At 63.4% G+C, this 15,121-nt stretch carries 13 protein-coding genes and 1 pseudogene; 6 read left to right on the top strand and 8 right to left on the bottom strand.

What is annotated here, in order from left to right; translation table 11 throughout:
* The first annotated feature begins 236 nt into the window (after positions 1-236).
* From NKJ91_RS32210 to NKJ91_RS32190, 5 genes and pseudogenes are all read left to right on the top strand, one after another.
* Positions 237-1,142 carry a tyrosine-type recombinase/integrase gene (locus NKJ91_RS32210; RefSeq protein WP_352458711.1) on the top strand — a complete coding sequence of 302 codons (906 nt, stop codon included), beginning with the start codon at positions 237-239 and terminating at the stop codon, positions 1,140-1,142.
* A 10-nt stretch (positions 1,143-1,152) separates the two neighbouring features.
* Positions 1,153-2,348, top strand: a pseudogene (locus tag NKJ91_RS32205) (IS91 family transposase).
* A 665-nt stretch (positions 2,349-3,013) separates the two neighbouring features.
* Positions 3,014-4,054, top strand: coding sequence for a glycosyltransferase family 2 protein (locus NKJ91_RS32200; RefSeq protein WP_352458710.1), 1,041 nt, complete (start codon positions 3,014-3,016; stop codon positions 4,052-4,054).
* Positions 4,029-4,721, top strand: a complete 693-nt coding sequence (locus NKJ91_RS32195; protein ID WP_352458709.1) for a class I SAM-dependent methyltransferase — start codon at positions 4,029-4,031, stop codon at positions 4,719-4,721. Before NKJ91_RS32200 ends, NKJ91_RS32195 begins: the two co-directional genes overlap by 26 nt.
* Positions 4,714-5,154 (top strand): GtrA family protein, encoded by a 441-nt coding sequence (locus NKJ91_RS32190; RefSeq protein ID WP_352458708.1) that lies wholly within the window; start codon positions 4,714-4,716, stop codon positions 5,152-5,154. The genes NKJ91_RS32195 and NKJ91_RS32190 overlap by 8 nt, the downstream gene beginning before the upstream one ends.
* Here NKJ91_RS32190 and NKJ91_RS32185 read toward each other — a convergent pair.
* Together NKJ91_RS32185 and NKJ91_RS32180 are read right to left on the bottom strand one after the other, a co-directional pair.
* A complete protein-coding gene (locus NKJ91_RS32185) occupies positions 5,151-5,783 on the bottom strand; it encodes a hypothetical protein (protein WP_352458707.1) in 633 nt (210 codons plus the stop codon). The two genes, NKJ91_RS32190 and NKJ91_RS32185, sit on opposite strands and share 4 nt — an antisense overlap.
* The gene (locus NKJ91_RS32180; protein ID WP_352458706.1) at positions 5,770-6,927 is read right to left on the bottom strand and encodes a putative hexosyltransferase; all 1,158 of its coding nucleotides are present in this window, start codon (positions 6,925-6,927) and stop codon (positions 5,770-5,772) included. The genes NKJ91_RS32185 and NKJ91_RS32180 overlap by 14 nt, the downstream gene beginning before the upstream one ends.
* A 309-nt stretch (positions 6,928-7,236) precedes the next feature.
* On the opposite strand from NKJ91_RS32180, the gene NKJ91_RS32175 reads away from it, so the two are divergent.
* Positions 7,237-7,977, top strand: coding sequence for a gamma-glutamylcyclotransferase (locus NKJ91_RS32175; protein WP_352458705.1), 741 nt, complete (start codon positions 7,237-7,239; stop codon positions 7,975-7,977).
* Here NKJ91_RS32175 and NKJ91_RS32170 read toward each other — a convergent pair.
* The 6 genes from NKJ91_RS32170 to NKJ91_RS32145 form a co-directional block, all read right to left on the bottom strand.
* A complete protein-coding gene (locus tag NKJ91_RS32170) occupies positions 7,964-9,946 on the bottom strand; it encodes a glycoside hydrolase family 127 protein (protein ID WP_352458704.1) in 1,983 nt (660 codons plus the stop codon). The genes NKJ91_RS32175 and NKJ91_RS32170 overlap by 14 nt on opposite strands.
* Before the next feature lie 27 nt (positions 9,947-9,973).
* On the bottom strand, positions 9,974-10,831 hold the full coding sequence (locus NKJ91_RS32165; RefSeq protein WP_254817449.1) for a carbohydrate ABC transporter permease: 858 nt from the start codon (positions 10,829-10,831) through the stop codon (positions 9,974-9,976).
* Positions 10,831-11,760 (bottom strand): carbohydrate ABC transporter permease, encoded by a 930-nt coding sequence (locus tag NKJ91_RS32160; protein ID WP_352452309.1) that lies wholly within the window; start codon positions 11,758-11,760, stop codon positions 10,831-10,833. Before NKJ91_RS32160 ends, NKJ91_RS32165 begins: the two co-directional genes overlap by 1 nt.
* Positions 11,761-12,049: 289 nt before the next feature.
* Positions 12,050-13,303 (bottom strand): ABC transporter substrate-binding protein, encoded by a 1,254-nt coding sequence (locus NKJ91_RS32155; RefSeq protein ID WP_352458703.1) that lies wholly within the window; start codon positions 13,301-13,303, stop codon positions 12,050-12,052.
* Positions 13,304-13,373: 70 nt separating this feature from the next.
* A complete protein-coding gene (locus NKJ91_RS32150) occupies positions 13,374-14,429 on the bottom strand; it encodes a LacI family DNA-binding transcriptional regulator (RefSeq protein ID WP_352458702.1) in 1,056 nt (351 codons plus the stop codon).
* 158 nt (positions 14,430-14,587) lie between these two features.
* Positions 14,588-15,121 (bottom strand): DNA adenine methylase (locus NKJ91_RS32145; RefSeq protein WP_352458701.1); only part of this gene is annotated, 534 nt, incomplete at its 5' end.

Below are 15,121 nucleotides of genomic sequence, written 5' to 3'. Positions count from 1 at the left end.
CGTAGACGACCCTGTACCCGGCATGCGGACGAACGAGAATCGACAGAAAGGACGACAGCCTTGCACTCACCCCCTTGACGCTCGAGCGATTAGACGACCCGCTCGCGGGAGGGGCGCGGGGTTTGAGGCGTGAGCTTCGTTGGCAGCGTCGGTGAGGCTTTAATCGATCAGGGGTGACGGACGGCCATCGGCCTCCGAGCATGAAGTGTCAACCTTCAGCTTGAGAGGAGCATCCGATGACCGTCCCTACGCATCCATCCGGCAGCGCACTTCGCGAGCGCATGATCGAAGACATGTCCATGCGCGGCTTCACCGAGGATACGCGCCGAGACTATATCCGTTGCGTGAAGGCGTTTGCAGCCTTCATCGGGCGCTCGCCTGATACCGCGACGGCTGAGGATCTGCGGCGTTTCCAATTACACCAGACCGAGAGCGGCATGCGGCCGCCGGGGATCAACAGCGCGGTCTCGGCGCTGCGCTTCTTCTTCACCGTGACGCTCGACCGGCCCGATCTCTCGCGCCGTCTCACCGTCATCCGCCAGCCACGCAAGCTGCCGCTGGTGCTGAGCGTCGAGGAGGTGGCGCGGCTGCTCGAAGCCGCACCGGGACCGAAGTACAAGGCGGCGCTTGGCACGGGCTACGGGGCGGGGTTGCGGGTGTCGGAGATCGTGGCGCTCAAGGTGAGCGACATCGATTCGACGCGCATGCTGATCCGCGTCGAGCAGGGCAAGGGCCGCAAGGACCGCCACGCCATGCTGTCGCCGCAGCTGCTCAGGCTTCTGCGCGCCTGGTGGCGCGAGGGCAAACGCCGCGGCGTGATGCTGCCGCAAGGCTGGCTATTTCCGGGTCGCAGCCCGATCACGCCGCTCTCCACGCGGCAGATGAACCGCGCCGTTCATGCCGCGGCGGAGGCCGCCGAGATCAAAAAGCGGGTAACGCCGCACACCCTGAGGCATTCCTTCGCCACACATCTCCTGGAGCAGGACGTCGACATTCGCGTCATCCAAGTTCTGCTCGGCCATGCCAAAATTGATACGACCGCGCTCTATGCCCATGTCGCCACCAAGACGATCCACACCGTGATGAGTCCGCTCGACCGGATCAGCCTGCTCACAGAGGGCGAGATACGACCGGACAGATAACGCGGCGGCGGTGCGCCGCCCGTCCCTGGAGGTCGCCGACATCTTCCATCGCCATGGTGCCTCCTGGCGCGCGGCCCAGGCCGGCCACTTGAGCCTCGGCCAGCTGAAGGTGATGTCGGCGATCGAGACCTGCCGCACCGCGGCGCTTGGCGGTCATGTCGAGGCGTGCGAGGACTGCGGCCACAGTCGCATTGCGTATAACAGCTGCAGGAATAGACACTGTCCAAGGTGCCAAGGCGCGGCGGCAAGGGAATGGCTCGCCGCACGCGAGGCCGATCTCTTGCCGGTCGGCTACTTCCACATCGTCTTCACGCTGCCGGCCGAGATCGCCGACATCGCCTATCCCAACAAGGCGGTGATCTACCACCTGTTGTTCCGCGCCGCCTCGGAAGCGATGCTCACCATCGCCGCCGATCCAAACATCTCGGCGCCCGCATCGGCATCACCGCCGTGCTGCATAGCTGGGGCTCGGCGATGACCCATCATCCGCATGTCCACATGATCGTGCCCGGCGGCGGCATCGCGCTCGATGGTGAGCGGTGGGTGTCCTGCCGGCCCGGCTTCCTCCTGCCCGTGCGCGTGCTCTCAAGACTGTTCCGGCGGCTCTTGCTGGCCAAGCTTACTGATGCCCATGCCGCCGGCCGGCTGAGGTTCTTCGGCGACAATGCTGGCCTCGGCGACAAGCGCGCCTTTGCTAAATTCCTGGCACCGCTCAAGAAGAAGAGCTGGTTCGTCTACGCCAAGCCGCCCTTCGCCGGACCCGAGGCCGTGCTGGCCTACCTGTCGCGCTATACCCACCGCGTCGCCATCTCCAACAGCCGGTTGATCGCGCTCGACGAGGCGGGCGTCACATTCCGCGTCAAGGACTACCGCCGCAATGGCAGCGAGCGCTACCGGACCATGACGCTGGAAGCGGGCGAGTTCATCCGCCGATTCCTGCTCCACGTGCTACCCAAAGGCTTCCATCGCATCCGCCACTATGGGCTGCTCGCCAGTGCGCACGCCAAGGCCAACATCGCGCGCGCTCGCGAACTTCTCGCCGCGCCGCAGCCCAAGGCCGAATGCAACGGAACGGGCGCCGATGCCGCCACGCCATCGGACTGGCGGCCGCCATGTCCATGCTGCGGCGGCAGGATGATCGTCATCGAGACCTTCGAACGCGGCGGCGACCGCGCCCGCGCGCCGCCTTGGACGAGGGCGCCATGACCACAAACCGCTCTTCATCGCTCTGCATACCCGCCGAGGACTCTGGTCGTCGGCGGCCCGAGGCGATCGTGCGTCTCCGGCCGATCGCATGTCCCGCACCATCTGCAGCGCCGAAACCGCCCGCTCTTCAAGGGCCGCATCGCAATGCGCACAGCCATCGCCAGCCCATCGAGCTACGCCTGCCCACCCACCAAGCCCATCGGTGCGGTCACAACGGACCAAGCCGAACCGTCAAATCCCCATAGCCGCAAAACCGAAATCTCCACCCCGCGGGTTCCTTCCCTGGAGGCTTCCGGACGCCGGCCTCGAGCCACGCCATCTCAGTAGACGGCCGGCATCCGAAACCCATCACAAAAGCGGTCGGCCCGCACCCTTAGGGTTCACCCGTAGCCCCGCTTCAACCGGCAAGTCCGGGAGTAGGCCTCGCGGTCAACGCGTTATGCCTCAACGACTGCTTCTCGCCAGGCCGATCGCGCCAGCAGCCACCGATAGTTTACGCCTCGATGTGGACGTCCGACCTCACGACGACACCCTCCTGTGCTCATCGAGAACCGGTATTCCCTCCAGAATTAGATAAATTAGCAGTTTCTTAAGTGCCTTTGGAACTTTGTAGCTTGCGTTCCATTTTCAACCGCATGCGAGAGTCTGTGGTCCACGACCCTGGAATGACGGTGAACAGGTCACCGCCTCGCTACTCGCTGGTCCTGCCCATATACAATGAAGAACAGGTGCTGCCTCGGCTGATCGAGCGGATCAGTTGGCTGATCGGCCGGCTGGACGGCGACACGGAGGCCATCTTCGTCGATGACGGAAGCCTCGATGCAAGCGTCGAATACCTGCAAAAGGTGGTCGCCGCCGAACCGCGCTTTCGGCTGATCGAATTTTCTCGCAATTTCGGCCACCAGATGGCCATTACCGCCGGTATGGATGCCGCTGCGGGCGATGCCGTCATCGTCATGGATGCCGACCTGCAGGATCCGCCGGAGGTCGTTCTCGATCTGGTGGCAAAGTGGAAGGAAGGCTTCGAGATCGTCTATGCCCGCCGAGTCAAGCGCGACGGCGAATCCCGGTTCAAGCGCTTTACGGCAAGTCTTTTCTATCGCCTGCTGGAGAAAATGACGTCGGTCGATATTCCGCGCGACGTCGGCGACTTTCGCCTGGTCGGCCGCAAGGCGCTGGAAACCTTCAAGCATATGCCCGAACATGACCGCTTCGTCAGGGGCATGTTCGGCTGGATGGGCTTCAAGCAGACGGCAGTGCCATTTGAGCGCCATGCGCGAACCCTGGGCCAGACCAAATACCCATTCTGGAAGATGATGCACCTTGCGGTTCACGGCATCGTCAGTTTCTCCGAGAAGCCGTTGCGCCTGGCGCTCTGGGGCGGATTGGCCATTTCCGCGCTTGCGGTGGTCTTTGGTGCCTACGCCATGTTTGCCTGGTTTTTTGAAGCCGGCATCATTGCCGGGTGGACATCCACGGTGGTGATCGTGTCGCTCCTGTGCGGCATTAATCTTTTCATGACCGGCGTGGTCGGGCTCTATGTTGGCAGCATCCACGCCGAGGTGAAACGCCGCCCGCTGTACGTGATCGATCGGCTCACCGGTTTCGACGAGGCGATGCGTGCCGTCTCTGGTGAGCGCCGCCGATCGTTTCACAAGCCCAGGAGTGGAGTCCCCGCCAATGGGCGAACTCTTCGACAGCTATAATTCCAACTACGGCGAGGCGGTCGAAGGGTCCATCCGGTTTTCCGGACTCAGGCACGACTTCTTCCTTGTCGCCAAGGCGGACCTGCTGCGGCGTCTGTTGGTCGAGCGAAAGCTTCGGCAGGGTGGGTCGACTGTAAGGGCGCTGGATGTCGGCTGCGGCGTCGGTTCGCTCCACCCCTATCTCGACGGCGCTTTCGACAGCCTCGATGGCTGCGACGTCTCGCAAGACTCGATTTTGCGCGCCAGCCAACACAATCCGCGTGTGGCCTACAGGACCTGCAGCACGCAGGGGCTGCCTTATGAGGACGGCACGTTCGATCTGGCTTTCGCCAGTTGTGTCGTCCATCACGTTACGCCCTCCTCCTGGCTCGATTTCTTCCTGGAAATGCGGCGCGTCGTGCGGCCAGGCGGCATCGCCTGCATCATCGAGCACAATCCCTATAATCCGATGACGCGCCTTGCGGTGTTCCGGTGTCCGTTCGATCAGGACGCAGTCCTGCTCAAAGCCGCCAGAGCAAGGTCCCTCTTTCAGGAAACAGGCTTCAGCGACATCCGCTCCGAGCATTTTCTGCTGCTACCCTCGGCAAGGCCCTTGGCCAGAAGAGTCGAGCGCGTATTCGCGCCTTTGCCGCTTGGAGCGCAGTATGCGTGCAGTGCGCATGTCTGAGCGCCGTTCGACCGGCGACGCCGGGCTGAGGCTGCTGGCGCGCTTCGGGTCGGTCGGCATCGCTGCAACGATCCTATATGCAGTGATGGCCACCGCTTTGGTCGAATGGCAACGGTTCGGCCTCTCGCCGGTCGGTGCCTCGCTCGCAGCTTATACCGCTGCCGCCCTGTTTTCCTATCTCGCGCATAAGTTCGTGACCTTCGCGTCGAGCGGATCGCATCGATCGGAGGCTCCGCGTTTTCTCTTGCTGACGGCAACCGGCTTCGTGGTGGCTTACGCGGCGCCGGCGCTTTTGACGGCGAAACTCAGTCTGCCGCCGATCATTGCCATCCTGGTTACATGCTTGCTTGTTCCAGCGGTCAATCTCCTCATGCTCGACCGCTGGGTTTTTGCGCAGCGAAGACGCGGCCAGCAGCGCGATCGCCCGCCCTAATCCGCGTCAATGGGATCGAGCCGGAGCGACAACAATTTGATGGAGCGCTTATAGATGTTGCTGGCGGCAGGAGTTTGCGGAATGCCGTCGAGGTAGTCGAAGGCGATGTCGAGTGTCTTGGCCTCGGCGAGAGCCGCCGGTGGGATGACGAACGAGACGGTGCGTGGCTCTTTGCCGGACAGCGTCAGCGCATGCACCCGAACGCCGTTCACCGAGATCACAACCCTTTGCGTGATCTGTGGCGGACGAATGACGGCGGCCATTTGCAGCGTGGCAGTCAGGCCGTCGCGAAGCGGCCGTATGTCCAGGCGAAGCCGCGAGGTCTCGCCCAGCGAATGGGTGCCGTCGGCTACCGGTCCCGACCAGCCGCAGACCCTCATGCCGGCTGCCTTTTTGGCTCCGTCGGACCGGAACGACACCGTCTCGCCAAGTGTGTAGCTGCCGACCGCATCGCGATTGAGGCAGGTCGTCGTCCGGTCGATGTAATAGGCGCGATAGTCGGCATTGACGTCTGGATTGAGAGCAAGCGCAAGGATGATGATTTCCGCCCCGGCCAGAACCGCCGCCAGCGTGTAGCGGCCAAGCGAGGCCGCGCGCCGATGCGGGCCCGGAGTGCTAGACCAGGGCAAGATAGCCCCCGATCCACGCGACGGTCGTGAAATAGCAGGCGCCCAGGAAGAGACCCAGAGCCGCAAGAAAAGTCAGCTTCGACGCCGACAACAACGTGGTCAGCAATATTGTCAGAGGCGCAAGCCCAACGACGTATCTGACCATCGAGGCCAGGTTCGTGATCAGCGGCGAGATGATGCAGCAGGCGCAGAACAGCGCGGCGCCATATTGCCTGCGAACCGCCAGAACCGCCGATAATGCCAGTCCTATGAGTGCGGCGAGCGCGCTCCATTGCGGCGCCGTGGGCAGCCATCCAGTCGTCGGAACGGCCGAGAGTCCATCCCATATGAAGGCGAGCGGATTGCCCGCCACCCGTCCAAACGCGCGCTGGACGTGCAGGAAGGCAAAGCCGTCCCCGACCGTCAGATAGAGGAACAGGATGTAGGCGAACAAGCCGGCAGGCGAGATGAGAATTGCAACGAGCAGATCCGGTCGGCCAAGCACCCAACGTGGGAACGAAAGCGCCGATCCGCCCTTTGCGCGGCAATCCCTGAACATCTGAATGACGGTCGCAAATACAACAAGCACTCCGACGAGCCTGGTTGCCGACAGCAGAGCCGATAACAGCCCCGCGGTCAGATAGCTGGAGCGTTTGAGTGCCAGAAAAACGCACGACGTCAGGAGCACGAAAAGAGGTTCGGTCAGGAAAGTCGTGAAGTGAAAGGAGAACGGGCCGCTGAGCAGAAAGGCGCAATATAGCACATAAGCGCGCATGTTCTTCTCGAGCAGCGGCCACGCCACCAGACAGGCCGCGTAGCTGCACGCAATCGATGTGATCGACGCGAGCAGTATCGTCGGCAAAGGGAAAACAGACCGGATTGCCGCCACCAGCATCGGATAGAGCGGAAAGAAGCCCCAGCGTCCGACATTGCTCTGGTTTGGAATGGGAAAGCGCTCATAACCGTGTTCGGAAATGTCGACATACCACGCGCAATCCCACCGGCAGAGCGCCTGGGCATAGGCTGCGAAGCCTGGTTCCGCCGAGATCGAGGCAAATGCCGCATAGCGAATGGCCAGTCCACCGACGACGAATAGCAGCGGCACCACCACGACCGCAATAAAGCGGCCACCGGCGTTCGGACGCGCGACAGCTTCGAGCGCCACAATCTGCCTCCACCCGTTCAAGTGACTGGCGCCACTCAAAGCTAGATGACGCGCGCCCGGGCGAATTCAAGGCATGCAACGCGGCTCAAAAATTGGCGATACCGCCTATCCGGCGTCCCTGAGCCAGACCAGCATCTCGCCGCATCACGTTGAAATGGGTTCAGTCGACGCGTTTAACCCGTCGCGTAGGTATTTGTGCAGTCAAGCTATTGGACACGATAGTTCGAATCCCGATACCGCGCTGGTGTACTCGGCCCTTGAGAATCCTTCAGCCTTCGGCAACATGGCGGCAAGGCTGAGAGCATGAGGATGAGCAAGGTCATTTCCGCCGCATCACGGCGTTCGCCGCGCAAGACACCGATGGCGCTGACCGAGGCGCTGGTCGCCCGCACCTTGCGTGCGGTCGAGGATGCCGGGCCGACGCCGGGCATGGTCTACATGACCGATGCCGATTACGCGCGCATTCGCGACGAGGTGCTGGCCGGCGCGCCGGGCGGGCCGGTGAAGCTGTTCGCCTATGGCTCGCTTCTGTGGAAGCCGGCCGGCGAGGTCAGGGGTGGCGAACGGGCCGTGGCGACGGGCTGGCACCGTTCGTTCTGTTTTACGGTGCAGCGCTTCAGGGGCACCGTCGAGCAGCCCGGCCTGATGATGGCGCTCGACCGCGGCGGCCAATGTCAGGGCATGGTGTTCGAGGTCGCCGAGCCAGTGGGGGCCAATCTCGAAACGCTGCTACGACGTGAGATGACCATCCTGCCGGCCGTCAACGTGCCGCGCTGGCTGCAGGTCAGGACGGGCGACGGCACGGGCCAAGCGCTTGGTTTCGTTGTCGATCCCGCCAATCCGCGCTATGCCGGCAAGCTCGAAAAGCGAGCGATAGCGGCGACCCTGGCCACGGCCGTTGGCCATTGGGGTTCGGGCGCCGAATATCTGTTCGAGACCATTCGCCATCTCGACGCCTGCGGCATCCGCGACCGCAATCTCTGGCAGCTGCAGGAACTTGTGGCCGAGGAGATCGGTCGCGCGCCGCCGTCGGGCTTCATTCGTCCCTGAGCCAGACCAGCATCTCGCCGGGGTCGCGGTTGTCCCAGGCGAAATACGGCACGGCGGTGATCTTCGCGTCCTCGACCGCCGGCGGTTCGGTGCGGTAGAGCCCCTCTTCCCAGTTTTCGAAAGCCTCCTTTTTGGCAATCGCCGAAAGTGTCACGACGCCGCCCAGAAGGTTCGGCTGCTGATGCGCCTCGATGTCGGCCGTGCGCGGCAGAGCGATGCGGTGCAGCTGGCTGGAATTGTCGGTCTCCTCGACGCAATAGATCAGCGGGCCGCGCGCCAGCGCGACGCGGCCGATATCCTGCCGCACCGGCGGGTTGGCGTAGAGGCGGTCGACGGCCATTTCGAGGTCGAGCTCGACGCGGTCGCCCTTGCGCCATTCGCGGCGGATCGCGGCATAGCCGTCGCTGCTGACAGCAGCCAGATCGACATCGGCGCCGTTGACCTTGAGCGCTGCCTTGCGGCACCAGGCCGGCAGGCGCAGGTGCAAAATCAACTCGGTCGGAGCTTCCGGTTCGACGGAGATCGAGACCGCGCCGTCCCAGGGATAATTGCTGGTCTGGGTGAGCTCTATTTGCGTCCCGGCGATATCGAAACGAGCCGTGCCGTTTCCATAGAGGTGAACGGCGAGTGCGTCGTCCGACAGGCCGTAGAAATAGCTGCCGATCGAGGCGACCATGCGCCCGACATTGGGCGGGCAGCACGGGCAGCGGTGCCATTTCCAGCGGTGGTGGGCGCCGCGGCTTTCGAGCGGATTTTCGTAGAGGAACAGCGAGCCGTCGAGCGACAGGCCGGAGATCGAGCCGTTGTAGAGCGCCCGCTCCATGATGTCGGCGTAGCGCGCATTGGGACCCATGCCGAGCATGCGGCTTGCCCAGAACACCAGGCCGACCGAAGCGCAGGTTTCGGCATAGGCGGTGTCGTTGGGCAGGTCGTAATCGGCGGTGAAGCCCTCATTGTGCGACGATGGCCCGAGGCCGCCGGTGACGTAGAGGTTCTTGGTCATGAGGTCGTCCCACAGCCGGTCGAGCGCCACCCGCAGCGTTTCGTCGCCATACTCGGTGGCGATGTCGGCCATGCCCGAATAGAGATACATCGCCCGCACCGCATGGCCGACGACCTTGTCCTGCTCGCGCACCGGTTTGTGCGACTGATTGTATTCGTAAGTCTTGAAATGGTAGGCCTTGGGGTCGGCGCCGCGGGCCCGCGCCTCCTCGTCGAAATAATGCGGCTCAACCCCGCGCTGGTCGATGAAGTACTTTGCGAGGTCCATATACCGTTGCTCGCCGGTCACCCGCGCCAGCTTGACCAGCGCCAGCTCGATCTCCTCATGGCCGCAATAGCCCTTCTTCTTGCCGGGCTCGGGACCGAACGTCTCGGCAATGTGATCGACATAGCGGCACATGATGTCGAGCAGCTTGCGTTTTCCCGTGGCCTGGTAATAGGCGACCGCGCCTTCGATCAGGTGGCCGGCGCAATAGAGCTCGTGGCAATCGCGCAGATTGGTCCAGCGCAGGCCGGGCTGGATGCGCTGGTACCAGCTCGACAGATAGCCGTCGGTCTGCTGCAGCTTGCCGTACATGTCGATGACGGCATCGATCTTCTCCTCCAGCTCGTCGTTGCGGCGGCGGTAGAGCGAATAGGCGGCGGTCTCGATGGTTTTGCCCCAATCGGAGTCCCAGAACATCTGCGTCGTCACCGTCGATCCGGTGAACTCGTTGCCGGCGGTGGCCGCCTCGTCCGGTGAAGGTGAGTGGAACGGAATGACGACGCCCGGCGATGGCCGGTCCGGGTCGATCTGTTCCAGCATGCGCGCCTCGACGCAGCGGTCGTAGAGGATGCCGGCGGTCTTTGAGGCGACGGCATCGACGCGGTCGCCCCAGAAGCCGCGCACGTCGACCTGCGGCACCGGCAGCGGGCGGAAGGCGAATTTCGGCTTGGCGCCCTGACTGGCGGATTGCGATGCGGTCATCAATTTACTCCGGTTCGGTTCGATTGGTCACTTCACGGCCCCTGCCATCAGGCCGCGGATGTAGAAGCGCTGCAGCAGCAGGAAGAGCACCAGGCACGGCACCATCATCACGGTGACGCCGGCCTGCACGGCGCCCCAGTCGATCGCGCCGAAGCGGCCGGACTGCAGTGCGGTCATCATGATCGGCAGCGTGAATTTCGACTGGTCTGTCATCAGCACCAGCGCCGCCAAAAACTCGTTCCAGGCGCCAAGGAAGGCGAACAGCGCGATGGTGACGATGCCCGGCCAGACCAGCGGCAGCATCACCCTCAAGAGCATTGTGACGTTGTTGGCGCCGTCCATGCGGGCGGCCTCCTCGATCTCGCGCGGCACCGCGTCGAAGGCGTTGCGCATCATGAAGATCGAGAACGGCAGCTGCAGCGTGACGTAGACGCAGACCAGCCCGGTCAGCGTGTTGTGCAGGCCGATTTTGGTCAGCACCAGGAAGATCGGCGTCAGGATCGACTGGAACGGGATCATGATCGTCGACAGGATGACGACGAACAGCAGGTTCTTCAGCGGAAAGCGGAAGCGCGAGAAACCGTAGCCGGCGAGCACGCTGACGATCACCGACAGCACCACCGTCATCACCGAGACATAGATGCTGTTTTGCGCCGGCAGCCAGAGGCCGTCGCCGAAGGTGTTGAGCGTGGCGTAGTTCTCGAGCGAGATGCCGCTGGTCGGCCACGGCGGCAGCGGCGGCTGGCGCGCCTCCTGCGCCGGCTTGAAGGCCGAAAGCACCGTCCAGGCGATCGGTGCCAGGAACAGAATGGACGCGATGATGCCGGTCGAGTGCTCGGCGATCTGCATGCCGATGCGGCGTTTGCGGCTCCTTGCCTGCGCCATCAGTCGACCCCCTCGGGATTGCGCAGCAGCCGCAGCTGGATGAGGCTGAGCGCCACCAGGATGACCAGCAGGACCATCGAAAGTGCTGCGCCATAGCCGAGCTTGAACGACACGAAGGACTGGTTGAAGATCCAGTAGACGGCGGTCAGCGTCTGGTTGCGCGGCCCGCCGCGCAGGATGATGTAGAACTGGTCGAAGGCGAGGATCGAGCCGGCGACCGACAGGATCAGCGCCAGCGCCAGCGTGCGGCGCATCAAGGGCAAGGTAATCGCCCGGAACCGCGCGAATGGCCCTGCCCCGTCGATCATCGCCGCCTCCTGCAGGTCCGGCGGGATCGACTGCAGGCCGGTCATCAGGATGATCATGGTGAAGCCCGCCACCTTCCACACCACCATGGCGATGATCGACCAGAAGGCCGGTTGGAAGGTCGCCAGCAGGTTGAATTTCTTCTCGGTCAGGCCAAGCTCGAAGGCGGCCGGGCTGAACAGGCCGGAATCGACATTGAGCAGCCACGACCACAAAAGGCTCGCTGAGGCGAAACCGATGACCGCCGGCATGAAGAAGGACGTCCGGTAGAAGCCGGTCAGCTGCCGCGGCCTTTCGATGAACAGCGCCAGCGGAAAGGCGACGGCGAAGATCGCGATCGTCACCACCACCGTGTAATAGCCGGTGAACTTCAGCGCGTTCCAGAAACGGGTATCACGCAGGATCGCCCAGTAATTGTCGAGGCCGATAAAGCTATGCGCGCCCATCAGCGGCCAGTTGTGCAGCGACATCCAGGCGGTCATGCAAAGCGGCACGATGAAGAAGACGACGACAAGCGCGACGGCGGGCGCGACATAGAGCAGGCCGATCCACTGCCGGCGGCCGGCGCCGACCAGTTTGTATGCGCGCGCTGGCGCGGCGGTGGTTGCTGTGATGGTGGTCATGCCTGTTGTTCCATTGGCGGGACGTCCCCCTCCCCCTTGAGGGGAGGGTCGGGCCGAAGGCCGGGGGTGGGGTCCTCCGCGAAGCGCGCCGACGTTTCTTTCCGTCGGCGCGTTGCACTGAGGACCCCACCCGGACCTTCGGTCCGACCTCCCCTCGAGGGGGAGGTGGAGTGCTGCGCGGGTGGGGTCCTCTGCGAAGTGCGCCGACAGAAACGTCGAGCACTGCCGCAACGACCCCACCCGGACCTTCGGTCCGACCTCCCCTCGAGGGGGAGGTGGAGCCGGCGCCTTACTTCTGCGGCGCCGAATCGATGATCGACTGCATGGTCTCCTGCGCATTGGCGATGGCGCCGTCGACGTCTTCGCCGAAGAAGACCTCGTTCATCATCTGGTTCCACGGACCGTTGGCCGAGTTGATCAGGTCGTTGAACACCACCGAATAGGGCGTGCGGCCCTTGGCCATGGCTTCGGCGGCGGTCTGGTAGCGCGGGTCGAGGTCCTTGAGCGCATCCTTGGCGATGTCGCCGCGCACCGGCAGGCTGCCGTATTTCGCCAGGATGGTCTGGCCCTCGAGCGAATAGGCGAAGTCGAGGAACTCCTTCACCACCGCGACCTTGGTGGTGCCCTTGGTGACGACGAAATTGTCGCCGCCGGCAAACGACGACCAGCCGCCATCCTTGCCGGGCAGGAAGGTGATGCCGTAATCGATGTCGGGATATTGCGTGTTCAGCGCGCCGATGGCGAAGGCGCCGGACGGCGAGATGCCGATATTGCCGGTGGCGAAGGCGGCAAAGAAGTTGGAGCCGGTGTCGGTCTGCGCGCCTGAAGGCACCAGGTCCTTCTTGACCATCGAACGGTAGAGGTCGATGGCACCGCGCATCTGCGGCGTGTCCAGCGTCGCCTTGGAGCCGTCCTCGGTGAGGATATCGCCGCCCGAGGCCCAGATCAGCGGCGTGAAGGTGAAGATGTTGCAGCCGCCGCAATTGCCGGAGAAGTAGAAGCCCTTGATGTCGCCGCCGAGCGCGTTGACCTTTTCGGCGTCGGCTTCGATTTCGGCCCAGTTGGTCGGGCCCTTTTCCGGGTCGAGGCCGGCCTGCTTGAACAGCTTCTTGTTCCAGATCAGCACGGAACTATCGGCCGAGAACGGCAGCCCGTAGATGCGGCCCTTATAGGTGCCGGTCTTGACATGCGCCGGCGACAGGCTGGCGAAATAGGGCAGCGATTTCGCCCAGTCGGTGATGTCTTCCAGCTGGCCGGCGGCGGCGAAGGACGGGGTGTAGATCAGGTCGAGCGACAGCGCGTCGGGTGCCGTGCCGCCGGCGGCGGCCGCGCCGTATTTCGGGATGATTTCGGCATTGGGGATGATGTCCAGCTTGATCTGGTTCTGATGCCCCTTGTTGAAGGCGTCGACGACGCGCGGCATGAAGTTCGAGCCGTCGGCGCGAACCCAGATGTTGGCGGTGTCGGCGGCGGCCGAGCCGGCTGTTGCCAGCGTGCCGAAAATGCTCGCGGCGATGGCGAGCCCGGTAATGGTGGTTCTCATGCTTCTCCTCCACATGGTTTTAGATCGGCCGCGCCCCCAAGCGGGTGACTATCGACACGGCCCGTTTCGTTCAGCCGTCCGGCGGACGGCCGCATGACTGACGCACCACCAGCCGGCACGGCAGTTTTCTGATGCCCGGCAAAGCGGGTTCGCCGCCGACGAGCGAAAGCAGGGCAAGGCCGGCCTCGCGGCCAAGTGCTGAAAGGTTCATGTCGACCGAGGTCAGCGGCGGCCGGGTCGCCTCGGCGACGATCTGCCAATTGTCGAAGCCGATGACGCCGACCTCGTCCGGCACGCCGATACCGCGCTCGCGCAAGGCATCGATGACGCCGCGCGCGATCTGGTCGTTGCCGCAGAAGACGGCATCGGGCTTTTCGCGCGTGCCGTCGAACCCCTCGCCGCCGAACAGTTTTCTGACCGCCTCGTGCCCCCAGGCCTCCGACCACGGGCCGAGCAGCGGCTCCATGACCGGCAGGCCGTTCTCGGCCAGCACCTCGCGATAGGCCTCAGCGCGGGCATGCACCACGGCAAAGCTCGCCGGACCGCTGACATGGGCGATGCGCCGCCGCCCGAGCCGGCAAAAGTGCTCGACCGCCAGCCGCGCCCCGCCGGCATCGTCGGAGACGAAGGCGATGGCGCCGGGATCGGGCTGGGTGAAGGCGTAGATCGCCGGAATGCCGAGATTGGCGAGGTCGACCGGCAGATGGCGGTCGATGCGCTTGCCGGTGGCGATGATGCCGTCGACGCGCTTGTCGAGCATGGCATCGACATGCAGCTGGGCAAGGCGCGGGTCGTCCTCGACATTGCACAGGAACACCGAGACGCCGGCATCGACCAGCGCATCGGAAACGCCGGCCATCAGCGGCAGCGAAAAGCGGCCATAGGTGTCGTTGGTCAACAGGCCGACGGTAAAGGAGCGCCGCCGCAACAGGCTCTGCGCCAGGCTGTTCGGGCGAAAGCCAAGCCGCTGCGCCGTCTCGCGAATGCGCGTCCGCGTCTCGGCCGTCATCCGCCCCTGCCCGTTCAGCGCCTTCGAGGCCGTGGCAACGCTGACGCCGGCAATGGCCGCCACCTCACGGAGGGTGACCGGCTGCTTGGCGGGCGTTGGCTGGACATCGGACGCCATGATTTAGATATCGATCCTCCCAGGTGGGAAAAGCTTTTCTCTTAATGCCCGGCGGGGTGCTGATTGATGATGTCAGCGGACGCGAGGCGTTTGGGAAAAGGTTTTCTCAGAGGGAGATTAGGCGAAGGTGGTGGGGATGGCAAGTTGGATCTTCCGCCCTAATCACCTATGACCAAAAGTTCGGTCGACTGAGCCCTGTGAGCAGACTTGCCTGCAATCACACTGTACCGTGCTAGCTGCCGGTGCCGCCCGAACCCAGCATACAGCTCCCTGACACTTTCGTGATCCGCATTTGTCATAGCGAAGGAGACACCTCGTTCACGCGCACGCAACAGCGCATCCCGCAAGCGCACCTGATCGTTCCAAGCAAATATATTTTGATTATATTTGACGAAGCCATTCATATTATGTCGGACTGTATAGGGCGGGTCTACAAATACGAAGTCACCCTTCTCTGCTTCGTCAATTGCTTCCTCGAAATCTCTATGCTTTAAATTTGTCCCTTGTAGCGCCCTTGACCAAGCTGGAAAATCATCCGTATCGAAGATCACGGTCTGCTTTGTGCCGATAGGCACGTTGAAGTCCCCTTTTAGAGCCTGAATCAAAAAGAGTGTTTTGATATCAACTTCTTGCGAGCCTGCGGGTGAGCAGGCGAATGTGAGCGACGTATATCCAGGCTTCTGCGGAAGCGA

The organism is Mesorhizobium sp. M0040 (assembly GCF_040323505.1).
Lineage (GTDB): Bacteria > Pseudomonadota > Alphaproteobacteria > Rhizobiales > Rhizobiaceae > Mesorhizobium.
Note: the sequence above shows the minus strand (reverse complement) of the source record. Positions and strands in the feature narration are given on the sequence as shown.